The 23,599-nt window shown below is 66.2% G+C and carries 24 protein-coding genes; 18 read left to right on the top strand and 6 right to left on the bottom strand.

Annotation, left to right across the window (positions count from 1 at the left end):
* Positions 1-23 precede the first annotated feature (23 nt).
* From K410_RS0113585 to K410_RS0113550, 8 genes are all read left to right on the top strand, one after another.
* Positions 24-431, top strand: a complete 408-nt coding sequence (locus K410_RS0113585; RefSeq protein ID WP_028135381.1) for a DUF4332 domain-containing protein — start codon at positions 24-26, stop codon at positions 429-431.
* A gap of 228 nt (positions 432-659) precedes the next feature.
* Positions 660-1,520, top strand: coding sequence for a dihydropteroate synthase (folP, locus tag K410_RS0113580; protein ID WP_028135380.1), 861 nt, complete (start codon positions 660-662; stop codon positions 1,518-1,520).
* Positions 1,517-1,885: a dihydroneopterin aldolase gene (gene folB, locus K410_RS0113575; RefSeq protein WP_028135379.1), complete on the top strand. Its 369-nt coding sequence runs from the start codon at positions 1,517-1,519 to the stop codon at positions 1,883-1,885. Before folP ends, folB begins: the two co-directional genes overlap by 4 nt.
* Before the next feature lies 1 nt (position 1,886).
* On the top strand, positions 1,887-2,378 hold the full coding sequence (folK, locus tag K410_RS0113570) for a 2-amino-4-hydroxy-6-hydroxymethyldihydropteridine diphosphokinase (protein WP_028135378.1): 492 nt from the start codon (positions 1,887-1,889) through the stop codon (positions 2,376-2,378).
* Positions 2,379-2,459: 81 nt separating this feature from the next.
* Complete coding sequence (locus K410_RS0113565; RefSeq protein WP_028135377.1) at positions 2,460-4,331, top strand: methylmalonyl-CoA mutase family protein; 1,872 nt, start codon at positions 2,460-2,462, stop codon at positions 4,329-4,331.
* Complete coding sequence (locus K410_RS0113560; protein ID WP_028135376.1) at positions 4,328-4,792, top strand: GFA family protein; 465 nt, start codon at positions 4,328-4,330, stop codon at positions 4,790-4,792. The genes K410_RS0113565 and K410_RS0113560 overlap by 4 nt, the downstream gene beginning before the upstream one ends.
* 23 nt (positions 4,793-4,815) lie before the next feature.
* Positions 4,816-6,972 (top strand): methylmalonyl-CoA mutase, encoded by a 2,157-nt coding sequence (scpA, locus tag K410_RS0113555; protein ID WP_028135375.1) that lies wholly within the window; start codon positions 4,816-4,818, stop codon positions 6,970-6,972.
* 53 nt (positions 6,973-7,025) lie between these two features.
* Entirely contained in the window at positions 7,026-7,799 is a 774-nt protein-coding gene (locus tag K410_RS0113550; protein ID WP_028135374.1) for a DUF3298 and DUF4163 domain-containing protein, read from the top strand.
* Between the two features lie 7 nt (positions 7,800-7,806).
* Here the strand turns inward: K410_RS0113550 and K410_RS0113545 are convergent, their stop codons facing one another.
* Positions 7,807-8,463 (bottom strand): SRPBCC family protein, encoded by a 657-nt coding sequence (locus K410_RS0113545; RefSeq protein WP_245269373.1) that lies wholly within the window; start codon positions 8,461-8,463, stop codon positions 7,807-7,809.
* Positions 8,464-8,501: 38 nt separating this feature from the next.
* Between K410_RS0113545 and K410_RS0113540 the strand changes: the two genes are divergently transcribed.
* From K410_RS0113540 to K410_RS0113505, 8 genes are all read left to right on the top strand, one after another.
* Positions 8,502-9,494, top strand: coding sequence for a tripartite tricarboxylate transporter substrate binding protein (locus K410_RS0113540; RefSeq protein ID WP_028135372.1), 993 nt, complete (start codon positions 8,502-8,504; stop codon positions 9,492-9,494).
* Between the two features lie 273 nt (positions 9,495-9,767).
* Complete coding sequence (locus K410_RS0113535; RefSeq protein ID WP_028135371.1) at positions 9,768-10,259, top strand: tripartite tricarboxylate transporter TctB family protein; 492 nt, start codon at positions 9,768-9,770, stop codon at positions 10,257-10,259.
* Between the two features lie 4 nt (positions 10,260-10,263).
* Entirely contained in the window at positions 10,264-11,775 is a 1,512-nt protein-coding gene (locus K410_RS0113530) for a tripartite tricarboxylate transporter permease (protein WP_028135370.1), read from the top strand.
* 88 nt (positions 11,776-11,863) lie between these two features.
* Positions 11,864-12,178: a nucleotidyltransferase family protein gene (locus K410_RS0113525; RefSeq protein WP_028135369.1), complete on the top strand. Its 315-nt coding sequence runs from the start codon at positions 11,864-11,866 to the stop codon at positions 12,176-12,178.
* Positions 12,179-12,523, top strand: a complete 345-nt coding sequence (locus K410_RS0113520; protein WP_028135368.1) for a HepT-like ribonuclease domain-containing protein — start codon at positions 12,179-12,181, stop codon at positions 12,521-12,523.
* A 20-nt stretch (positions 12,524-12,543) separates the two neighbouring features.
* Positions 12,544-13,530, top strand: coding sequence for a methylmalonyl Co-A mutase-associated GTPase MeaB (meaB, locus tag K410_RS0113515; RefSeq protein ID WP_028135367.1), 987 nt, complete (start codon positions 12,544-12,546; stop codon positions 13,528-13,530).
* Positions 13,527-14,183 (top strand): pyroglutamyl-peptidase I, encoded by a 657-nt coding sequence (locus K410_RS0113510; RefSeq protein ID WP_028135366.1) that lies wholly within the window; start codon positions 13,527-13,529, stop codon positions 14,181-14,183. Before meaB ends, K410_RS0113510 begins: the two co-directional genes overlap by 4 nt.
* Before the next feature lie 198 nt (positions 14,184-14,381).
* On the top strand, positions 14,382-15,752 hold the full coding sequence (locus K410_RS0113505; protein ID WP_028135365.1) for a TIGR03808 family TAT-translocated repetitive protein: 1,371 nt from the start codon (positions 14,382-14,384) through the stop codon (positions 15,750-15,752).
* 126 nt (positions 15,753-15,878) lie between these two features.
* On the opposite strand, the gene K410_RS0113500 is transcribed toward K410_RS0113505, so the two are convergent.
* The 4 genes from K410_RS0113500 to K410_RS0113480 all read right to left on the bottom strand — a co-directional run bounded on the left by K410_RS0113500 (position 15,879) and on the right by K410_RS0113480 (position 20,188).
* Positions 15,879-16,592: a TIGR03809 family protein gene (locus tag K410_RS0113500; protein ID WP_028135364.1), complete on the bottom strand. Its 714-nt coding sequence runs from the start codon at positions 16,590-16,592 to the stop codon at positions 15,879-15,881.
* Positions 16,593-17,198: 606 nt separating this feature from the next.
* Positions 17,199-18,884 (bottom strand): S8 family serine peptidase, encoded by a 1,686-nt coding sequence (locus tag K410_RS0113490; RefSeq protein WP_155253382.1) that lies wholly within the window; start codon positions 18,882-18,884, stop codon positions 17,199-17,201.
* Between the two features lie 42 nt (positions 18,885-18,926).
* The gene (locus K410_RS0113485) at positions 18,927-19,622 is read right to left on the bottom strand and encodes a hypothetical protein (RefSeq protein ID WP_028135361.1); all 696 of its coding nucleotides are present in this window, start codon (positions 19,620-19,622) and stop codon (positions 18,927-18,929) included.
* Entirely contained in the window at positions 19,619-20,188 is a 570-nt protein-coding gene (locus tag K410_RS0113480; protein ID WP_028135360.1) for a sigma-70 family RNA polymerase sigma factor, read from the bottom strand. Before K410_RS0113480 ends, K410_RS0113485 begins: the two co-directional genes overlap by 4 nt.
* Before the next feature lie 438 nt (positions 20,189-20,626).
* Here K410_RS0113480 and K410_RS0113475 point away from each other — a divergent pair, with 438 nt between their 5' ends.
* Together K410_RS0113475 and K410_RS0113470 are read left to right on the top strand one after the other, a co-directional pair.
* On the top strand, positions 20,627-21,784 hold the full coding sequence (locus K410_RS0113475; protein ID WP_028135359.1) for a GGDEF domain-containing protein: 1,158 nt from the start codon (positions 20,627-20,629) through the stop codon (positions 21,782-21,784).
* Positions 21,785-21,844: 60 nt separating this feature from the next.
* Positions 21,845-22,948, top strand: coding sequence for a DUF2336 domain-containing protein (locus K410_RS0113470; RefSeq protein WP_028135358.1), 1,104 nt, complete (start codon positions 21,845-21,847; stop codon positions 22,946-22,948).
* 10 nt (positions 22,949-22,958) lie between these two features.
* Here the strand turns inward: K410_RS0113470 and K410_RS0113465 are convergent, their stop codons facing one another.
* Positions 22,959-23,597 (bottom strand): NrsF family protein, encoded by a 639-nt coding sequence (locus K410_RS0113465; protein WP_028135357.1) that lies wholly within the window; start codon positions 23,595-23,597, stop codon positions 22,959-22,961.
* Positions 23,598-23,599: the final 2 nt, after the last annotated feature.

Here is a 23,599-nt window from a genome sequence, read left to right as displayed (position 1 = left end):
TTCGGCATTTCATATCGAGTATCATGACATATCCGATCTCCGAGATTGAGGGCCTGTCGGCCTTTGCCGCCAACAAGCTGAAGGCGCAGGGCATCCGCACCACCGACGCGCTGCTCGAGGCGGCCGGCACGGTGAAGGGCCGCAAGGCGCTTTCCGCCAAGACCGGCATCAGCGAGCAGCTGCTGCTGGAATGGGCCAACGTGTCCGACTACATGCGCATCCCCGGCATGGGCCGGGCCAAGGTCGGCCTGGTCCGCGCCGCCGGCGTCACCACCGTGCGCGAGCTCGCCTACAGGAATCCGGCAAGGCTCGCCCAGAGCATGCGCGACGCCAACGAAAAGAAGAAGCTGCTGCGAATCCTGCCCTCAGAGAAGTCGGTCGGCGACATCATCGCCAAGGCGAAGAAGCTGCAGCCGAAGATCACGTATTAGCTCCGCGTTCGGTCTCATGTCCCGGACGCGCTGCAACGCCCTGGGCGTTGCGGCGCAGAGCCGGGACCCATACCGCGCAAACAACTCTCGGCAACATGGGCCCCAGCTCTGCAGCGCACCGCTGCACCGGACGATGCTTCGCATCGCCGGGGAAGCGCTGCGCTGCGTCCGGGGCACGAGGCAACGTCTCCGCTTGACTCCCCCTCCCCGCCCGCTAAAGCGGGCGCCATGAATGCCTCGCCCTCCCCATCCGTCCCGCCGGCCGGCTCGGCCGGGCCAGATGTGCTGCGGACGCTGCTGGAACGGCCGATCCCGGCGGTGATGGGCGTGCTCAACGTCACCCCGGACTCCTTCTCCGACGGCGGCGAGTTCATCACGCCGGAGCTGGCGCTGGCACGGGCGCGGGCGATGATCGAGGCCGGCGTCGACATCATCGATATCGGCGCCGAGTCCACCCGGCCCTACAAGGGAGCCAAGCCCGTTACCGCGGACGACGAGCTCGCCCGGCTGAAGCCGGTGCTGGCTGGGGTCGTCGCCCTCGGCGTGCCGGTCTCGATCGACAGCATGAAGGCGGAGGTGGTGGCCTTCGCGCTCGACCAGGGCGCGACGATCGCCAATGACGTCTGGGGCCTGCAACGCGATCCCGCCATGGCGCCGCTGGTGGCCAAAAGAGGCGTGCCCGTCATCGTCATGCACAACCGCGACGACGCCGATCCCGCCATCGACATCATCACGGACATGAAGACGTTCTTCCTGCGCTCGCTCGACATCGCCGCAAAGGCCGGCATCGCGCGCGACAGGATCGTGCTCGATCCCGGCATCGGCTTCGGCAAGACCGCCGAGCAGAGCATGACTGCGCTGGCGCGCCTGCGCGAATTCGAGATGTTCGGCCTGCCGATCCTGGTTGGCGCCTCGCGCAAGCGCTTCATCTCTTCCGTATCGCCGTCCGAGCCGAAGGAGCGGCTCGCCGGCTCGATCGCCGCGCATCTGATCGCCGCGCAGCGCGGCGCCAGGATCATCCGCACCCATGACGTCGCCGAGACCTTGCAGGCGCTGCGTGTGGCGAACGCAATCGAGGGCAAGCAATGACCGACACGATCTTCGTCACCGGCCTGTCGATCCACGCCCGCCACGGCGTGATGGACCACGAGACCGAGGTCGGCCAGCGCTTCGTCATCGATCTCGAACTCTATACCGACCTGTCGGAGCCTTCGCGCAGCGACCGGCTTTCCGACACGGTGTCCTACGCCGAAGTCGTGGCGACGACGACGGCGGCGTTCAAGAACACCAATTACAAGCTGCTCGAACGCGCGGCGGGCGCGGTGGCCGACGCCATCCTGTCGCACTTCCCGCGCATCCGCGCCGTGAAGGTCACCGTGCACAAGCCGCATGCGCCGATCGCCGCGATCTTCGACGACGTCGGCATCGTGCTGACGCGCTCGCGGCATCCCTGAAATGGCGAGCGTGCTGATCGCGCTCGGCGGCAATGTCGGCGATGTCCGCGCGACGTTCAAGAAGGCGATCGCCCATATCTGCGGCATGGCGCAAGGCGCATTGATCGCGCGCTCCTCGGACTATGCCACGCCGCCCTGGGGCGACGAGGACCAGGCTCCCTTCATCAACGCCTGCATCGAGATCGAGACCGGCCTCGATCCGCACGCGCTTCTGTTCGTGCTGCAGAAAGTCGAACAGAAGTTCGGCCGAACGCGGCAGAAGGATCGGCGCTGGGGCCCCCGCACGCTCGATCTCGACATGATCGCCTATGACGATGTGTCCTTGCAGAAGCCCGACCTGACCTTGCCGCATCCGCGCCTGTTCGAACGCGCTTTCGTGCTGGTGCCGCTGGCCGAAATCGCACCCGAGCGCGTGATCTCGGGCATTCGTGTGCGCGACGGGCTCGCCAGCGTCTCGACGCAAGGCATTGAGCGGCTTCCGGATACCGGTTAACCAAAAACAACCGTTTGCAGGGACGGTCCGCCGTGGCAATTTCGCCTGCGAATAACGACACGCTCGGGAGCCTCTCGCCGCATGACCTCAGTGACTGACGACCTGCCGCTGGCGGCGGATTTTCCCAAGGCAACTGTCGAAGACTGGCGCAAGCTGGTCGATGGCGTGCTGAAGGGCGCGCCGTTCGAGAAGCTGGTCGGCAAGACCTATGACGGGATCAAGATCGATCCGCTCTATCCGCGCGCCAAGGGCGTTGCGCCCGTAATGGGGCGGCCGGCCGCCGCGCCCTGGCAAATCATGCAGCGGATCGACCATCCCGATGCAGCGCTCGCGAATGCGCAGGCGTTGCAGGACCTTGAGAACGGCGCGACCGGGCTCGCGCTGGTGTTCGCCGGCGCCAATGGCGCGCGCGGTTTCGGGCTGGAACCATCAGCCGACGCGGTGGCAAAGGTCCTGAAGGATATTCATCTCGACGCCGGGATCGGCCTCGAGCTCGAGGTCGGTCCGCAGTCTCGGATGGCAGCGATCCATGTCGCGGAATATGTGAAGAGCCAAGGCATCGATCCCGCCGCCTGCAACATCCGCTTCGGGCTCGATCCGCTCGCGGCGGGCGCGGTGTGGGGACACAGCCCCTATACCTGGGACGAAATCGCGCCCGCAATCACCGACGCTATCAAAGGCCTCTCTGCGCTCGGGTTCAAGGGGCCGTTCGCTTCCGCCGACGGACGCGTGATCCACGATGCCGGCGGCTCCGAGGTGCAGGAGCTCGGCTTCGTGCTCGCCTGCGGCGTCGCTTATCTGCGCGCGATCGAAGGCGCCGGCATTCCGCTGGAAGCGGCGCAGGGCATGATCTATGCACGGCTTTCCGCCGATGCGGACCAGTTCCTGACCATGGCCAAATTCCGCGCGCTACGGCTGCTCTGGGCGCGCATCGAAACGGCGTGCGGGCTCGCGCCGAAGCCGCTGTTCATCGCCGCCGATACGGCCTGGCGCATGCTGACGCAGCGCGACCCCTACGTGAACATGCTGCGCGCGACCATCGCGACCTTCGCGGCCGGCCTAGCCGGCGCCAACGCGATCACGGTGCTGCCGCATACGCTGGCGCTCGGTCTGCCCGATCCGTTTGCGCGGCGCGTGGCGCGCAACACGCAGCTGCTGCTCCTGGAAGAAAGCAACCTCGCCAAGGTCAGCGATCCCGCGGCCGGCAGCGGCGGCATCGAGACGCTGACGGCGCAGCTCTGCGAGGCCGCCTGGGCCCTGTTCCGGGAGAGCGAAAAGGCCGGCGGCGCCTTTGCCGCGCTTCAGCAAGGCCTGTTTCAGAGCAAGGTCGCGGCCGCGCGCAAGGCGCGTGAGGCCAACATCGCAAAGCGCCGCGACGTGCTGACCGGCGCCAGCGAGTTCCCAAACCTGCACGAGAGCGAAGCGACCGTGCTGACGGCGACGCCGATTGCGCTGGCACCTTACGGCGAGCAGAAATACAGGTTCGATCCGCTGCCGCCGATCCGGCTCGCGGAACCGTTCGAGGCGCTGCGCGACAAATCGGACGCCGTGCTGAAGGCACGCGGCGCGCGGCCCAGAGTATTCCTTGCCAATCTCGGCACGCCCGCCGATTTCACGGCCCGCGCGACCTTCGCCAAGAGCTTCTTCGAGGCCGGCGGCATCCAGGCCATCGACAGCGAGGGCTTTGCCGATCCGGCCAGGCTGGCCGCCGCCTTCAAGGCCTCCGGCGCCGGGCTCGCCTGCATCTGTTCCAGCGACAAGGTCTACGCCGGTCAGGCGGAACCTGCCGCGAAGGCCCTGCAAAGTGCGGGCGCCCGACATATCTATCTGGCGGGCCGCCCTGCTGATGCCGAGGCGGCGCTGCGGGCCGCCGGCGTCACGGATTTTGTCTTCGCCGGAGGCGATGCGCTTGCCACGCTGCAGGACGCCTACCGACGGATGGAGCAGCCATGACCGACGCCAGCAAACCCGTTCTCACCGGCGGCTGCCAATGCGGCGCGGTGCGCTTTGCCGTGACGACGGCGCCGAACCGGGTCTCGATCTGCCATTGCCGCATGTGCCAGAAGGCAGCCGGCGCGCCGTTCGCATCCTTTGCCGACATCAACAAGTCCGATTTCGCCTGGACCAGGGGACAGCCGTCGTTCTTCCGCTCCTCCACCATTGCCGAGCGCGGATTTTGCCCCGCCTGCGGCACGCCGCTGAGCTTCGGCCGCATCGACGGCGACCGGATCGAGATCATGACCGGCGCCTTCGATCGCCCTGACCGGGTGATCCCGACGCGGCAGTTCGGCACCGAATCCCGCCTCGGCTGGGTCGTCGGCATCGCCAACCTGCCGAGCCAGACCACGCAGCAGAATTACGGACCGGAGAAGATGGCGACCATCGTCAGCCATCAGCATCCGGATCATGATTGAGCGCCTATGATATGGTTGAAGCCATGAGCCGCATTCCGAACTTTGCCGATGTCGCCTTCGAGAGCGCAACCACTGCCGCACCCGCCGGCAGCGCCGAGCCGTGGCTGACGCCCGAGGGCATTCTGGTGAAGCCCGCTTATGGCGAAGCCGATCTCGCCGGGCTCGACTTCCTCGAGACCTATCCCGGCATCGCGCCCTATCTGCGCGGTCCCTACCCGACGATGTACGTCAACCAGCCCTGGACCGTCAGGCAATATGCCGGCTTCTCCACGGCAGAGGATTCCAACGCGTTCTACCGCCGCAACCTGGCGGCCGGGCAAAAGGGCCTCTCGGTCGCGTTCGATCTCGCCACCCATCGCGGCTACGACTCGGATCATCCGCGCGTTGGCGGCGACGTCGGGATGGCCGGCGTCGCCATCGACTCCATCTACGACATGCGCACGCTGTTCGCAGGGATTCCGCTCGACCAGATGAGCGTATCCATGACCATGAACGGTGCGGTGCTGCCGATCCTCGCGCTCTACGTCGCCGCCGCCGAGGAACAGGGCGTGCCGCCGGAGAAGCTATCGGGCACCATTCAGAACGACATTCTGAAAGAGTTCATGGTGCGCAACACCTATATCTATCCGCCCGCGCCCTCGATGCGGATCATCTCGGACATCTTCGCGTACACCTCGCAGAAGATGCCGAAATACAATTCGATCTCGATCTCCGGCTATCACATGCAGGAGGCCGGGGCGACGCAGGACCTCGAGCTTGCCTATACGCTAGCCGACGGCGTCGAATATTTGCGCGCCGGCCTTGCCGCCGGTCTCGACGTCGACCGCTTCGCGCCGCGCCTGTCGTTCTTCTGGGCGATCGGCATGAACTTCTTCATGGAGGTCGCCAAGCTGCGCGCCGCGCGCCTGCTCTGGGCGAAGCTCCTGAAACCGTTCAACCCCAGGGACCCGCGCTCGCTGTCGCTGCGTACGCATAGCCAGACCTCTGGCTGGTCGCTGACCGCGCAGGACGTCTTCAACAACGTGATGCGCACCACGGTCGAGGCGATGGCGGCCACCCAAGGCCACACCCAGTCGCTGCACACCAATGCGCTCGACGAAGCCCTGGCGCTGCCGACCGACTTCTCGGCGCGCATCGCCCGCAACACCCAGCTGTTCCTGCAGCAGGAGAGCGGCACCACCCGCATCATCGATCCCTGGGGCGGCTCATATTATGTCGAGCGGCTGACGCGCGACCTCGCGGCCAAGGCGTGGGCCCACATCCAGGAGGTCGAGGAGCTCGGCGGCATGGCCAAGGCGATCGAGGCCGGCCTGCCGAAGCTGCGGATCGAGGAGGCTTCGGCCAAGACGCAGGCACGCATCGACGCCGGCAAGCAGGCGGTGATCGGCGTCAACAAGTACAAGCCGACCGACGACGACAAGATCGAGATCCTGAAGGTCGACAATTCCAACGTCCGCCGCCTGCAGATCGACAAGCTGACGCGGCTGAAAGCCGAGCGCAACCAGAAGGACGTCGATGCCGCGCTCGCCGCGATCACGCGCTCGGCCGGCGAAGGCAACGGCAATCTGCTCGCGCTCGCCATCGACGCGGCGCGGGCCAAGGCGACCGTCGGCGAGATCTCGGACGCGATGGAGAAGGTGTTCGGCCGGCACCGCGCCGAGATCAAATCCATCACCGGCGTCTACAAGCGGGAGGCGTCCAGCATGGGCAACCAGGTCGAGAAGGTTCAGGCGCTGATCGACGCCTTCGAGGAGGCGGAAGGCCGCCGCCCGCGCATCCTGGTCGCCAAGATCGGCCAGGACGGGCACGACCGCGGCCAGAAGGTGATCGCCTCGGCCTTCGCCGACATCGGCTTCGACGTCGACATCGGGCCGCTGTTTGCGACCGCCGACGAAGCCGCCCGGCAGGCGGTCGAGAACGACGTGCACATCCTCGGCGTCTCCTCGCTCGCCGCCGCGCACCTCACCGCCGTGCCGGAGCTGAAGGCGGCGCTGAAGAAGCAGGGCCGCGACGACATCATGATCATCGTCGGCGGCGTGGTGCCGCCGCAGGATTACGATGCGCTCTATGCCGCTGGTGCGGAGGCGATCTTCCCGCCGGGCACGGTGATCGCGGAAGCCGCCGAGGAACTGATCCGCAAGCTGAACGCCCGCCTCGGGCATAGCGAGGCGGCGGAGTAGCTTCGGCATCTATCTTCCGGCAAGAAGGATTTTGCGTGATGTTTCTCGCGCCAATGCTCACGCGTGCGCTCGCTGTCGCCATGGTTTGCAGCGCACTGTTCGGTCCCGCCCACGCCGCCGACCCCAAGCCCGACGCGATCGTCAAGACCAGGAGCATCGAGGCACGCGTGTTCCTCGACGACAGGATCAAGGCAGATGCTGCGCTCGCGGCGAACTGCCTCGCCGAAGGCAAGAAGTGGCTCGACAAGAATGCCGCGGAAGCTGCCGCCGCGCGCAAGGCCGATCCGCAGTTCTCCAGGGACGGTGGCTGGGAGTTCGAGCGCAAGTATGAGATCCGCTCCGTCGTTGCGGACCGCTATGTCAGCATCCTGCGCAACGACTACATGAATACGAGGGGTGCGCATCCGAACTCGGACGTGAACACGATCCTGTGGGACAAGGTCGACACCAAGCGCATCTCGATCCGCCCGTTCTTCACCGAGACTGCCGATAGCGGGCCGACCATGAAGGCGATGGTGAAGGCCATCATCACCTCGCTGAAAGCCGAGAAGCAGAAGCGCGACGCCGGCGAGACCGCGACCGACGAATGGTTCAAGGAGTTGAAACCGAGCCTGCTGAAGATCGGCGCCGTGACGCTGGCGCCCTCGACCGAAGCGGGCAAGAGCTCCGGCCTCACCTTCCACTATCCGCCCTACGCCGTCGGTCCCTATGCTGAGGGCGAGTATGTCGCCTTCGTGCCGTGGGAGACGCTGAAGCCTTACCTGAGCGCCGAAGGCACCCGCATCTTCGGCGGCGCACGGCCGAAGGGTGACGCCGAGGAGCTGTGAGCGATCGCTAAGACCGCGGATGGGTGCGCGCCAATGTCCGCGCAAGCGAATCCGTCCAAGCGGGAATCCAGGATGCAAACAGGGCTTGCCAGCGGTCGGCGTCCGCAGGCTCCGTCTCGAGGGCGACCGACCATTCGATCAGGGTGCGGTCGCCTTCCACGATCGGGCGCAGATGCATGGTGCCTTGATAGCGCGTCGGCGCGGGCGCCCAGTTTCCGTCCTCTGGCGGATACGGCAGCGCTTCGAGACCGGCATAGGTCAGGGTGTGCTGCCGGTCCGAATGATCGACCAGGCGCTGACGGATCCAGTTCCCGAGATAGCAGAAGCGTCTGATGGCGCCGACTTCATCGCCGCGCTTGTCGTCCTCGATCACGCTCTCGCTGACGCCGTCGATGTAAGCGGGATAATTGTTGAAGTCGCGGATCAGCGACCAGACGTCGTCCAGCGGGCAGTCCAGCACGGCGCTGTAATAGGCTTGAGTCATCGATAGCTTGCCTTTGGCTGTGGTTACGCGCTCAGGTTGGCCAAGCATGCCGGCAAAACCCACCCGATTTCCGACGGTCCATCCGAAGGGCATGCTGTTTTCACACAACATGTCGATCTCCTTGGTAGCGCTACCTTGCGGCGGTGCTGCAAAGCCGACTAGAATGTCGCCATTGATCAAGAGCGCCCGGCATCACGGGCGCCGCTGGGAGGCATTCAATGTCCAAGATTTCGCGCCGTACCTTTGCGGCTTCGACCGCCGCCGTCGCGGCATCCGCCGCTTTCGGATTCAAGCCCGCACTCGCTCAGGCCTATCCGGCCCGGCCGGTCACCGTGATCGTGCCCTGGGGCGCCGGCGGCGGCACCGATGCGACCGCGCGCATCGTCGCCGCACTGCTGGAGAAGGATCTCGGCCAGCCCTTCAACGTGGTCAACCGCACCGGCGGCTCCGGCGTGGTCGGACACAGCGCGATCGCGACCGCGCAGCCCGACGGCTACACGATCGGCATGCTCACCGTCGAAATCTCGATGATGCACTGGCAGGGCCTCACCGAGCTGACGCCGAAGAGCTACACGCCGCTGGCCCTGATGAACGAGGATCCCCCCGGCATCCAGGTCTCCTCGTCCTCGCCCTACAAGACCGTCAAGGAACTCGCTGACGCGATCAAGGCCGCGCCTCCCGGCAAGTTCAAGGCTTCGGGCACCGGCCAGGGCGGCATCTGGCATCTGGCGCTGGTCGGCTGGATGCAGGCGATGGGCCTGCCCGCCAACCAGGTCGCCTGGGTGCCGTCGAACGGTGCGGCGCCCGCGATGCAGGATCTCGCCGCCGGCGGGCTCGACCTCACCACCTGCTCGGTGCCGGAGGCGCGCGCCATCATCGAGGCCGGCAAAGCCAGGAGCCTCGCCATCATGGCGCCGGCGCGCAACCCGGTCTTCAAGGACGTGCCGACGCTGAAGGAAGCGATGGGCATCGACTACGCGACCGGCGCCTGGCGCGGCATTGCCGGGCCGAAGAACCTGCCGCCTGAGATCGCAACCAAGCTCACTGCGGCGCTGAAGAAGGTCTACGACTCCGCCGAGTTCAAGGACTTCATGAGCAATCGCGGCTTCGGCACGGTGTGGGGCGATGCCGCCCATTTCGCCAGCTTCATGGACAAGGGCGACGCCCAGATGGGCGAGGCGATGAAGGCGGCCGGCCTCAGCAAGGCGTGATTGTTCACCTCTCCTCGCGTGCGGCGAGGCTATCGCGTATGGAGAAGAAGGCGGCGAGTAGCTCGCTTGCAGCCCATCCTTCGAGATGCCCGCCTGCGGCGGGCCCTCAGGATGAGGTCGCGTTCTGCGGCGAGATATCAGACCCTCATGGTGAGGAGCCCGCGAAAGCGGGCGTCTCGAACCATGCAGGCCGAGCACCTTCCGCATATGCGCTGGCCCGGCCCACGCGGGGAGACGGAGCCCACCTCCCGGAATTCTGACAGGACTTCTTCCATGCGTCTTCCCGACTCCGTCACGGGATCGTTTCTCGTCGCCCTCGGCGCGGCGGCCGCCTATGGCGGTTGGATCCTGCCGCCGGTGCCCGGACAGCCGGTCGGCCCCAACGTGTTCCCGCTGGTGATCGGCTGCGGCCTTGCACTATGCGGGCTCGCGATCGTGTTCGGCATCGGCCACTCCTTCGAGGAGGAGGAAGAGCTGATCCCGCTGGAGGACGGTCAGGCAGCAGCCCCGCCGCCGCAGGGCAGGCTCTATGGCCTGCGCGCTTTGCTGCCGCCGCTGCTGCTGCTGTTCTACGTGGTTGCAGCCGACAGGCTCGGCTTCATCATCACCGCAGCGATCATGGTCTACGTCACCTCGACGGCGCTCGGCGCCAGGTGGAAGCTGGCCCTGCCGCTCGCCGCGCTCTCGCCCTTCGCCGTCCACCTCATCTTCGGCAAGCTGCTCCGCGTGCCGCTGCCCGCCGGCCTGCTGCCGACGCCCTGGTAATCCCATGCTGAAAACCCTGCTCGATGCGTTCGCGCTGATCTCCACGTGGGAGGTCATCATCTCGATGTTCGCAGCCTCAGTGTACGGCCTCGTGATCGGCTCGCTGCCGGGCCTGTCGGCAACCATGGCGACCGCCCTGCTCGTCCCGGTCACGTTCTACCTGTCGCCGATCGCGGCGATCGCGACCATCGTCGCGGCATCCTCGATGGCGATCTTCTCGGGCGACATCCCCGGCGCGCTCTTGCGCATTCCCGGCACGCCCGCCTCCGCCGCCTATGCGGACGAGGCCTATGCCATGACGCGCAAGGGCCAGGCCGAACTCGCGCTCGGGGCCGGCGTGTGGTTTTCCGCCGTCGGCGGCATCGCCGGCGTGCTGTCGCTGATGATCCTGGCGCCGCCGCTCGCCGAGATCGCGCTGTCGTTCTCGACCTTCGAATATTTCTGGCTGGCGCTGCTCGGCCTGATGTGCGCGACTCTGGTCGCGCGCTCCTCGCCGGTGAAGGCGATCGCCGGCATGTTCATCGGCCTGCTCGTTGCCTGCATCGGCATCGAGAATCCCGGCGGTGTGCCGCGCTTCACCTTCGGCCTCACCGACCTGTTCGGCGGCATCGAGCCGATCCCGGCGCTGGTCGGCGTGTTCGCGGTGGCGCAGGTGATGCGCGCGATGCTGACGCCGGAGCCGCCGCCGCTGCCGCGCCGAAAATTCGGCAGCATCCTGGCCGGCCAGTGGAAGCTGACCAAGCTGTATCGCTGGCAGATGACGCGCGGAAACATCGTCGGCATCATCATCGGCGTGCTGCCCGGCGCCGGTGCCGACATGGCCGCCTGGGTCTCCTATGCGATGTCGAAACGCTTCTCCAAGGAGCCGGAAAAGTTCGGCACCGGCCACGTCGAGGGCCTGGTCGAGGCCGGCGCCAGCAACAATGCCAGCATCGCCTCGGGCTGGGTGCCCTCGCTGCTGTTCGGCATTCCCGGCGACACCATCGCCGCGATCGCGATCGGCGTGCTCTACATGAAGGGTCTCAACCCGGGCCCGACGCTGTTCACCGAGAAGGCGTCGAGCATGTACGCGATCTACCTGATGTTCATCATCGCCAACATCATGATGATCCCGCTCGGCATCGCCATGATCCGGGTCGCCGCCTACATCCTGCTGGCGCCGCGCTCGGCCATCATGCCGATCATCATGCTGTGCTGCGCGGTCGGCTCGTTCGCGATCGGCAACAACATGTTCGGCGTCGTCACCGTCGCCACCTTCGGCGTGATCGGCTATGTCATGGAGACGAACGGCTATCCCGTCGCTGCCATGGTGCTCGGCATCGTCATGGGCACCATGGTCGAGCAAGCCTTCGTGACCTCGCTGATCAAGTCCGACGGCAGCATTCTGCCGTTCTTCGAACGTCCCATCGCAGCCATTCTCGCCGCCATGGCGATCGGTGCCCTGCTCTGGCCGGTGATGGTGTGGATCTGGCGCAAGGTGAAGCAGCCTCAAGCCGCTGCAGCGGCGAGCAGGTGATATCGGCGGGGGTTCTCGCCCTGCCCCACCCCGGGGCGGTCGAGGCCGGCGGCTGGGCCAGTCTGCAACCCTGTGCTAGTATCGGGCCATGACAGAGGTCGCAGACATTCCGCTCGAGACGATTGTCGGAAAGCTCAGAGAGCTTGCTCCCGCCCTGAGAGCCGCGGGGGTCACCCGCCTGTACCTGTTCGGGTCCCGCGCCCGTGGCGACGCCCGGCTCGATAGCGATCTTGATGTTCTGATCGAGACCAATTCGCGCGAGGAAACGCCGCGGTTCGACTATTTCAGGGTCCTGCACCTGATCGAGGATGAGGTCGGCCTTCGAGCGCAGATCTCGATGCGAGACTTGCTGAAGCCACGCATGGCCGAGCGGATCGCGGATGATTTGGTTGAGGTCTTCTGAATGCCGCCGACCGCGGAAGACCGGCTGCGAGATATTCTGGAAGCCATCACCGACATCGAAAGCATCGTGAAGGGCCTCAGCTTCGATCAGTTCGTCTCAGAAAGGACCGCCCGTCTGGCAATCGAACGCCTTCTCGAAATCATCTGCGAGGCTTCAAGATTCATCCCGGATGAGATCAAGCGAACCGAGCCTGAAATCGACTGGCGCAGGATGATCGACTTCGGAAATCTTCTACGTCATGCCTACCATATGACGAAAGCCGAGATCGTCTGGGACATCATTCAAGCTCACCTTCCACCGTTGAAATCCTGCGCTGAAAGACACATTCGCATGTCGGGCCGCTAGCGGTTGGACGCGAAAAAATCATGACTATTGGCAAATCCATCGACATCAAGACCCTCGCCAAGGAGCTCCGCGCCGGCAGCCGCGCGGCGCTGGCGCGCGCCATCACGCTGGTGGAGAGCCGGCGCGGCGACCATCAGGCGCTGGCGCGCGAGCTGGTGCAGATGCTGCTGCCGGACACCGGCAAGGCGTTCCGCGTCGGCATCACCGGCTCGCCCGGCGTCGGCAAATCCACCACCATCGATGCGCTGGGCACGTATCTCATCGAACAGGGCCATGAGGTCGCGGTGCTCGCGGTCGACCCGTCCTCGGCGCGCAGCGGCGGCTCGATCCTCGGCGACAAGACGCGGATGGCGCGGCTGTCGGCCTCCGACCACGCCTTCATCCGGCCGTCGCCGTCCTCGGGCACGCTCGGCGGCGTCGCGGCGAAGACCCGCGAGGCGATGCTGCTGTGCGAGGCGGCCGGCTTTGACGTCGTGCTGGTCGAGACCGTCGGCATCGGCCAGTCCGAGACCGCGGTCTGCGACATGACCGATTTCTTTCTCGCCCTGATGCTGCCGGGCGGCGGCGACGAATTGCAGGGCATCAAGAAGGGCCTCGTCGAGCTCGCCGACATGATCGCGATCAACAAGGCCGACGGCGACAATCTCAAGCGCGCAAACATCACCGCCGCGGACTATCGCGGCGCGCTGCATATCCTGGCTCCGCGATCCGAGCACTGGCATCCCCCCGTCGTCACCTATTCGGCACTGGCCGGCACCGGCATCGCCGAGCTCTGGCAGAAGGTGCTCGACCACCGCAAAGCGATGAATGCCTCCGGCGATTTCGCCGCGCGCCGGCGCGAGCAGCAGGTGAAGTGGATGTGGTCGATGCTGGAGCAGCGCATGCTGGCGCGGCTGCGCAGCGAGGCGTCGGTTCGCACCAAGGTCCGGAAGATCGAAGCCGAGGTCGCCGAGGGCCACCTCACCCCGGCACTCGCCGCCGAGCAGATCCTGGGATTGCTGCAATGAGCGAAAAACTCCGCATTCTCCTCACCGGCTTCGGGCCGTTTCCCGGCGCGCCCCATAACCCGACCCAGCCGCTGGTGGCGCGGCTGGCGCAATTGCGCCGCCCGGCACTCGATGATGTCGCGATCGCCAGCCACATCTTCCCGGTCACCTATGCCGCGGTCGACCGGCAATTGCCCGAGTTGCTCGCGAAAGCGAAGCCGGATGCGCTTCTGATGTTCGGCCTCGCTGCGCGCACGCCTTACCTGCGGATCGAGACCCGTGCGCGCAATGCCGTCACCATGCTCTGGCCCGATGCCGCCAACACCCGATCGAGCAAGCGCGGCATCGCCGGCCACGCGGACGCCATGACGTTCGGCCCGCACACGGCAAGACTGCTGCGCGCCGCGCGCCTCACCGGCATCGATGCACGGTCCTCGCGCGATGCCGGCGCCTATCTCTGCAATTATTTGAGCTGGCGCGCGATCGAGAACGTCAGGGCGGGTCGTCCGCAGCTTGCGGCGTTCGTCCATATCCCCCTGCTCGCGCGCAGCAGCGCCGCGCGCCGCAAGGCGGCGCCGCGGATCACGCTGGAGGAACTGGTGGACGCGGGGGAAGCGATGTTGATGGAGATGGTGCAGTTGGCACGGAAGCAGCGGACCATGCGGATTTCGTAGCGTGGGCAAAGGCGCCCTTGCGCCGTGCCCACCATCTCGTTCCGTCAGCCAGCAAATCGTGGGCACGCTTCGCTTTGCCCACCCTGCGGCAGCGTCTTGGCGGTAAACATTTAACCCTACCGCGAACAATCCCCGCGCCCTCGGCCGCCCTGCGCTACCTAAGCCTCGCGGACGCCCGCGTCCGCCGGAGGACGCGTCATGGACCTCAATCGCCGTCACCTCATCGGAGCTTCCACCGCCGGCATTGCCGGTGCGCTGGCCATGCCGGCCGACGCCGCGCGCGCGGCACCGCTGACGTCCCTGCTCGGCCGCGATGCCACGCAATACGGCGTGCGCCCCGGCAGCAGCGAGGATCAGACCCGCGTGCTCCAACGTGCGATCGATGAAGCCGCGCGGGCGCAGATGCCGCTGGCATTGCCGCCCGGCGTTTACCGCAGCGGGCTGCTGCGGCTGCCGCACGGCGCACAATTGATCGGTGTGCGCGGAGCAACGAAGATTCTCTTCACCGGCGGGACCTCGGCGATCCAGAGCGAGGGTTCGAACTCCGTCGGTCTTTCCGGCATCGCTTTAGACGGCGGCGGCATTGCGCTGCCGGCCCGGCGCGGCCTGGTCCACCTTCTCGGCGGACGCGACGTCCGCATCGCCGATTGCGAGATCACGAATTCGGGCGGCAGCGGCATCTGGCTCGAGCAGGTGTCCGGCGTGATCTCCGGCAATATCTTCACCGACATCGCCGTGACGGCTTTGGTGTCGTTCGATGCCAAAGGCCTCAACGTCTCCCGCAACACGATTCTCGGCACCAATGCCAATGGCATCGAGATCCTGCGCACGTCGATCGGCGACGACGGCACGTTGGTCGCCGATAACCGCATCGAGAACATCAAGGCGGGCCCAGGCGGCTCCGGGCAGTACGGCAATGCCATCAACGCTTTCCGTGCCGGCAACGTGATCGTGCGCGGCAACCGCATCAGGAACTGCGACTATTCCGCGGTGCGCGGCAATTCGGCCTCCAATATCCACATCACCGGCAACAGCGTCAGCGACGTGCGCGAGGTCGCGCTCTATTCGGAGTTCGCGTTCGAAGCCGCCGTGATCGCCAACAACACGGTCGATGGCGCCGCCGTCGGCGTCTCCGTGTGCAATTTCAACGAAGGCGGCCGCATCGCCGTGGTCCAGGGCAACATCATCCGCAATCTGATCCCGAAGCGGCCGATCGGCACCGCGCCGGACGACGATGCCGGCGTCGGCATCTACGTCGAGGCGGATACGTCGGTGACCGGCAACGTGATCGAGAACGCGCCGTCCTACGGCATCGTCGCCGGCTGGGGCCGATATCTGCGCGACGTCGCAATCACGGGCAACGTGATCCGCAGGGCACTGGCGGGTGTGGGCGTCTCCGTCATGCCGGGCGCCGGCATCGCGCTCGTCAACAACAACATGATCTCGGAGACCCCGCGCGGCGCCGTCGTCGGCCTCGATCACGCCCGTGCCGTGACCTCGGATCTGTCGGCAGAGGGCGCGCAACGATTTGCGCAGGTGGTGCTCGGCGGCAATGCGGTCCGAAGGTAGGCGCGGCCGGCGGCCGGGCCGTTCATCCTTCGAGGCTCGCCACGGGACGCCTCGAGTCCCCCGGCTCGCGCCTCAGGATGACGGAGCGAGAGCCGCGGTTGCTTCCCTCCGCCAACCTTCGGAGCGTTAGAACGCATTCCTGAGCAGCGGGTACTTGGCTTCCAGGCCGTCGAGGCTGAAGGTGAATTCGACGACGCGCTCGGGGGCTGCGACGACTTCCTCGGCCGGAGGGACGAATTGCGACAGGAGCGCCGCCATCGCGGCAGGCACAGCCTTTGGCGGCTTCGCGGCAGGCACCGCGAGCGGTGGCTTCACTTCCGGCGCGGTGAACTGAGCCAATGCGGCTGGCGCGGCGAGCGGCGATCTCACGGCGGGGGCGGTGAGCGGCGCCCTCGCAGCGGGAGCCTTGAGCGGTGGCATCTCGGCAGGCGCGGTAAATGACGCCGGGGCCACGGGCGCGGCGGGCAGCGCTTCGGTGACCTCGGCAAGGACGTCCGGCGTCGGATCAAGCCTGACCGGCACGGCGGTCTCGGGGGCGATGTGGACGGACTTCGGCTGCACCGTCTGCGGCTGCTGCTCGCGCGGAAATACGCGGGGCATGGTCGCCGGCGACCAGCCGAATGCCGGGGTCACGCTTGCCGCCGCCTCGGCGACGTCTCCACCGGTTGCGAGCGCGCGCCAGGTCTGGACCGCGAGCTTGGCTTCCTGGATGTTTTCGAGGAATGCGATCTCGGAGTGATATCGGCGCCAGCGGCCGGTCTCGAACATTTCGGAGAGATGCTGCAGCCGCTGCTCGGCGAGAGCGCACCAGCGCGCCGCGACATCGCGGCCAGCAGCCACGACGCGATCAGACGCGCAATCGGATTCTTGGCGATGTGTCATGGACCAGCCCGTCAGGAGAGAACACGGATGGGGGGACGCAACGCACACGAATCAATTTCTACGCGACATGAATATTTTGTGGAAAAGATTTGACTTGTCCAGCAACGACGCTGCCCGCGTCGTCAAATACCGTAGTCGTGCGGAGATTTGCTGCGTTTTGGAGTCAAGCTTCGCACAGGCATAGCGGACCTGCTGCTTGCTTTGCCCGGGCCGGACGTGGATGCCGGCGTGACCTTTCAACCGAAAGCTGAGCGTCCGCTGCGTTTCAAAGAATTCGACGCCCCGAAGCATCGATGCTGCGGATTCTGGTCTTGAGGCATCTTCGTCACGCGAACCGGAATCCGCTGCGCTCAAAAAGTATCCTGGAAAGAAAAGACCCGTCCGGGGGGACAACCGGACGGGTCGAGCCATATGGGCGCTTGGGGTGGATGGGCGCTCGCGCCTGATATGACCTATGGGGAGGGATGACCGCTCCCACATAATTTGGTCGTGGCAGGGAGCTGAACGTTCAAGGCGCCGTTCGCTTTTTTGGCCTTCGGCGCGCGTGCATCTTTGTCGCAGCCGCTATCGCGCCGTCGGCCTATCCGCCTGAGAATCCGTGGCTTTCTCTTCCGCGCTCGACAGCGAGGGTTGTTCGATCGCGCGGCTATTGGGCTCATCGCGACGCTTGCCGGCATCTTCACGTTTTGTTGTACCGGACGCAGCCGCGACCGGCGTGGCGCTGTCGGCGGGAACGGCCATCACCGCGGCAAACGCATCGGTCTGACCGTCGCCGAACAGTTCGTCACGCCCGGGCGAGCCGAGGTCGCGTGCGGTCTTCGCCAGCGTCATGCGCAGCGCTTCCGGCTTCAAGGCGTAATTGCGCTCGAGCAGCAACGCCGCGACGCCGGAGACATAGGCCGCCGAGAACGAGGTGCCGGACGTCATCTGGTATTTGCCGTCCGGCGCCGGCAGGAAGATGTCGACCCCGGGCGCCGCGAGGGCGATGTAATTGCCACGGTTGGAGGCGGTGAACAGCCTGTCCTGCTGGTCGGTCGCGCTGACCGCGATGACGTTGGGATTGGCGGCCGGATACAGCGGCGGCGATTTCGCGCCGGCATTGCCGGCGGCCGCGATCAGCACGAGGCCGCGCGCGGCGGTGGCCGCGATGGCGCGCTCGATCACCGCGTCCTTGGGACCGGCAAAGCTCATATTGACGATCTGCGCGCCGTGCTCGGCGGCGTAATTGAGCGAGCGCAGGATGATGTAGGACGAGCTTTCGGTGCCGCCGTTGGCCCCGCCAAAGGCACGGATCGCGATGATGCGCGCTTCGGGCGCGCTGCCCATCAGCCGGGCATGCGCCACGATCGCGCCGGCGATGCCGGTGCCGTGGACGTGCGGGCCCTCGGTGCTGCCGAGCGCATCGAAATTGTCGGCGACGGAATTGGCGAGCTCGGGATGCCGGGCATCGATGCCGGAATCGATCACGGCGATGGTGACGTTGGCGCCCTGCGCCAGCTTATGCGCCTGCGGCAGGCGGAGCTTGGCCAGGGCATATTGGGCGGGATCGCCCCCGCTCGGGATCGTCGATTTCTGGTCCTGGAGCGCATAACGGAAGTTCGGCTGGACCGAGCGCACGCTGCCGTCGGCCGCGAATTCGCGCCGCACCGTCTCGTACGGACGGCCATCGGTGATGCGGAACAGACCGAAGGTGGCCCCGATCAGCGGGAAATTCTCCGACGAGATGCGCGTCAAGCCGTGCCGGCGGGCAAGTGCGTCGGCATCGCCGGGCGACAGCGTTCCATCGATCTCCGCCACGAATTCATTGGCGAAGCTGCGCAGATTGGCGGCGGCGGCCGGCGTGGCGTCGCCGCGGCCCTTGCCGGCGCTCTTCTTGCCGGACTTGGCTGCGCCACCGCCGCCCGCACTCGGCTGCGCCAGGCATTCGCCATCGGCATCGCGATAGGGCGCGGTGCAGGCCTGATACAGGTTCGGCGAGTAGCGCGTATGGGGCAGCACCGTCGTCGGCGGCCGGATCCGCGACGTCGTGGTGTGGGGAAAGGTCGCGATCGTCCGCGGGCCCGGGCCGACGTTGACGGCCCGCGCGGCGATACTGGGGCTGACCCGCGGGGTGATGCTCGGCGAGACGGTCGGCGTTCGCGAGGGCACGCTGATCGTGGGAGTGCGCATGATCGCCTGCGCCTGTGCGACCTCGACGCCGAGGCAGGCGGCGATCAGAAGCGCCGCGCCGACCGCTTGCCGTTCAAGCATGATCTTTACGGAAAACCGCTGCGCACTTTTCCGGATCATGCTTCAGGGCGCCGCGACGGCGAGGTTGACGAACTTCTCGCGCTGCATCTTGCCGAGCAGCGAAGCCAGCTCGTCCTGGCTCATGGCCTTGTCGAACTGGAGCCGGAACATGCCGCCCCTGGCGCCGTCGATGATCGAGGCGTGGTAGCTGTCGAGCAGCGCAGTGATGTCGGCAATGCGCGCCTCGGGCGTGAAGCGCACCAGGGCGCGTGCCGGCGCGGCGGCGCTGCCGAGCTCGCGCGTGATCGGCGCGCTGGTCGAGAGCGAAGCGGTCTGGAAGGTCGCGGGCTGGTTCTTCATCAGCACGGCGCCGATCACGCCGGCCTGCAGCACGAGCGCGACGGCGCCAAGGCCCGCCGACCACGCCAGCGTGCGCGGCGACAGGCTCGCAAAGAAGGTCGCGATGCGCGCCGACAGCGGCAGCGAGCCGGTCGCCCGCGCCGGCTCGGCGTCGATCGCGGCGAACAGCTTCTGCATCGCGCGTGCCGAGGGAGCCCCCAAGCTCTCGTTCAGATGAATGGTCTCTTCGTATTCGCCGCGGATCGCGGCATATTGCCTGGCCAGTTCGGGATCGCGCGCCAGCGCTTCCTCGACCCGGCGCGCATCGCGCGCGTTCAGCGTGCCGGCAGCGTGCCACGGCAGCAGCAGTTCAATTTCACCGGGCTCTTGCTCCAGCATCTTCTTGCTCAAAGCCATCATGGCCAGCCTCGCTCAACGCCGGCTGCCTTCAGCAGTTCGGCCAGTTTCTTGCGCGCATAGAACAAGCGCGTCTTCACAGTGTTCTCCGGTATCCCGACGATTTCGGCCACCTCTTCCACGGACTTCTCGTGGTAGTAGACGAGATCGACGATTTCCCGGTGTTCCGGCGAGAGGCCCGTCAGACACCCCCGCAACGCTGCACTGGTATCCTTCTTCTGCACCACCGTTTCCGGATCGTCGGACGTGTCCTCGATCGCGTTCGCGGCGTCTTCGTCCAGCTCGAAATCCTTCCTGCGCCGGAGCGCAGACAGGGCCTTGAATCGGGTAATGGCCAACAGCCAGGTGGAAACGGCGGATCGGCCCTCGAACTTGCCGGCCTGACGCCAGACGTCGAGAAACACCTCGCTGATGAGGTCTTCCGCCGCCTGCTCGTCCCGCACGAGCCTGAGCCCGAACCTGTAGACCCTGACATGGTGCCGCCCGTACAGCACCTGCATGGCGAGCCGGTCACCCTGGGCGATCCTGGCGATCAGGACCTCGTCCGAAGCCGCCTGTGTCACGCTCAAAGGCCGTCTCGCAAGGTTGGTCGGGTCGGCGCAGCAGACGGTTCGACTGGGGGTGCAAAATTGTTCAATTTACCGCACTCGTACGGGCGCCGGTGTGATCCACCCCACATACGCGCTTTTTTCCTGTCCCGCTCGCAGCCGTCGGCCGCCACAATCCAGATTGGTAACATAATACTGAGATACTTCCTTACGGAATGCCTGTCCGGCACAGGCGGCCCGGCCTCGTCCGGTTCCATAGCAGCGCCGCACGACATCTGTCTCGCCAAGCCCAATTTAGGCTCGATCACACCGCACCGATGCCTGACCGCCGGCAAAAAATTCTTTCGCCGGCCCATCACCTTGTTCCGTGCTGCACGGTTCGGATTCGGTTTCAAAGGATACCAAACCTAAAGGCTTGCCACGTAGATTTTTGCGCTGACATCCACCTTTGGCGGGATCATGGGCACGGCCGCGACGTCATTTCCCGAGAGGAATGCTGCTGAGGTCGCGGATATCGTCCTCGCCCCCGAGGCTGCGGCCCCCGAAGTCCGGGCGCGGCGGGCCCGGCAGCGCCGCCAGATGTATATCGGCCAGGTCGCGAGCTATTCGCTGGGCGCCTCCGTCCTGCTGCTCTACGCCTACGGCGGCACGGTCGACATGGCCGTTCCGTCGCTGTTCTGGCTCGGCGGCCTCCTGATCATCGGGACCTTCACCGTGCTGTCGGAGGCCGGCTTCGGCGACCGGTTTGAGGATCATTACCTCACCGTGTTCCAGATCTCGGCGCATATGGCGCTGCAGCTGCTGTTCCTGCTCGCCGTGCCGACGATCGGGGTCGCGTTCGTCGCCGTGCTGTTTCTGATCTTCGCGTTCGGCACGCTGCGCATGACCTCGCGCCAGGCGATGGTCACCTGGGGCCTTTCCACCTGCGGGCTTGGCTTCGTCTTCCTGGGCACGGACCTGCCGATCGGAATGCCGGTCGCCACCCGCCTGGAGCGAACCGCCTCGATGCTGTGCTTCGTGCTGGTGATCGGTCAGTGCGCCTTCCTCGGTCTGTTCGGCGCAACCCTGCGCAAGATCCTGTACCGGCGCAGCATCGAGCTGAAGGCCGCCTATCGGCGCATCGAGGAGCTGGCCGAGCTCGACGAGCTCACCGGCTCCTACAACCGCCGCTGCATCATGCGCCTTCTCGACGTCGAGATCGAGAAGTCGCGACAGACCTCGGCTCCCTGCGCGATCGCGCTGATCGATCTCGACTGGTTTAAGCGCATCAACGACGCCCACGGCCATCCCGTCGGCGACGAGGTGCTGCGCACCTTCGCGATCACCATTTTCGCCAATATCCGCCCGTCCGACAGCTTTGGCCGTTACGGTGGCGAGGAATTTTTGCTGCTGCTGCCGGACACGTCGGGCGATGCCGCGCAGCGCATGCTCGATCGCCTGCGCAGCATCGTCGCCGATCTCGATTGGCACGCATTCTCCCCAGGCATGCGCGTGACCCTTTCTGCCGGCGTCGTGACGCTGCGCGACCTCGATACTGCCGACACGTTTCTCGCCCGCGCCGATCGCGCGCTCTATTCCGCCAAGGCGCAAGGGCGCAACTGCATTGCAATCAGCTGACCAATCCATTTGATTCCGGCGCGACAGAAGCCGCCGGACCGAACGCTCCAGGACAGGGCAATGATATCCAAATCCATAAAATCATCCGAGAACCTGCTCGAGGAATTGCAGACTGCGCTCTCGCACGGCACCGTGGCGCGCCGGGTCGAGACGCTGCGCCGCGTCACCGATCTCTTCGTGGGCAACGCGGTCGACTATTCCGACGACCACATCCGCCTGTTCGACGACGTGTTCCAGTGCCTGGTCGAACAGATCGAGACGTCGGCCAAGGCGCTGCTTGCCGACCGCCTCGCACCGATCGCGGCCGCGCCGCCGCAAATCATCCGCACGCTCGCGCTCGACGAGGTCATCGAGGTCTCCGGGCCCGTGCTGACGAAATCGGAACGGCTGGACGAGACGACCCTGATCGAGATCGCGCGCACGAGAGGCCAGGCGCATCTCAAGGCGATCTCGCTCCGGCGCGTGCTGTCGGAGGCGCTGACCGACGTGCTGGTGACGCGCGGCAACGCCGACGTGGTGCAGTCGACCGTCAATAATCCGGGCGCGCGGCTCTCGGAGGGAAGCCTCACCGACCTCGTCACCCGCGCCGAACGCGACGACGACCTCGCGACCTGCATCGGCTTGCGGCCCGACCTGCCGCGCCATTACTATCTGAAGCTGGTCGCCAAGGCGTCCTTGAGCGTGCGCAGGAAGCTCGAGGCGGCGCATCCGGAGTTCACGGACGAGGTGTCGAGCGTGGTCCAGGAAGTTGCCCAGAGGATGCGCGCCGCCACCATGAACAAGCAGACCGAGATGGCGCGCGCGCTGGTGAAATCGCTGCACGAGGACGGCCGCCTCGACGAATTCCAGCTCACCGCTTTCGCCGAGCAGGGCAAGTTCGACGAGACCAATGCAGGGCTCGCCGCGCTCGCGGGCGTCGCGGTCGAGACCGCCGAGACCATGATGATCGAAAGCCGCACCGAAGGCGTGATGATCCTCGCCAAGGTCGCGGGCATGTCCTGGCCGAGCGTGCGCGCCATCATCGCCATGCGCGAGAAGCTCTCGGGCGGCCCGCAGACCGACATGCTGACGCTACGCGACACCTACGAAGCGCTGCGCTCGTCGACCGCGCAGCAGGTGCTGCGCTTCCATCGCATGCAGCAGAGCACGATTCCGGCGGCGTGAAGCTGACGCTCTAGTATCTTAGGACTTTGGATCCCACCGCCGCGCCGATCGCCGTCACCAGCGCGGTCGCGAGCGTGTACCAGGTCGCGACGAACAGGGGGGAATCGTCGGTGCAATGCGAGGCGTAGAGCGTCGCGGCGAGGCCGGCCGAGACCAGGCCGGCGAGCGCGCCTGCAAGCGCCGGATGCGAGGGCGCACCATGTCGCAGGCCGAACAGCGCACCTGCGAGCAGCGGCAGCGACATCGCGGGGATGGCGACCAGGCACACCCTGGAGTTCTTGCCCATCAGCCGCATCGTCATCGGCATCGCCGGCGCCATCATCGCCTCGCTGCCGATCGCGACCGCCAGCAACCCTACGGGGAGCAGCAGCAGCCAGCCCCAGCCGCGCATCAAGGCTTCGGGACGCGACAGATGCAGGCTGACGATGATCGCGGGGATCGCGAGCGACAATGTGACCGCGAACTTCATGTCGAAGAACGGATTGCGCATGGCCGTCATCACGTCCGGCCGCATGCCGAGGAAGGTCGCGAAAATCAGGATCGACAGCGGCGCGGCCACCAGCAGCGCCATCGTCAACACGGTCCCGACGCGCGGCACGCGGTGAGCGTTGTCGGCTGCGAGCGAGCGGATCAGTTGGTCGGTATCCATGA

The sequence above is a fragment of the Bradyrhizobium sp. 22 genome, from assembly GCF_000482425.1.
GTDB classification, from domain to species: domain Bacteria; phylum Pseudomonadota; class Alphaproteobacteria; order Rhizobiales; family Xanthobacteraceae; genus Bradyrhizobium; species Bradyrhizobium japonicum_B.
The sequence above is the reverse complement of the archived record's forward strand: the minus strand, read 5'-3'. Positions and strand labels throughout refer to the sequence as shown.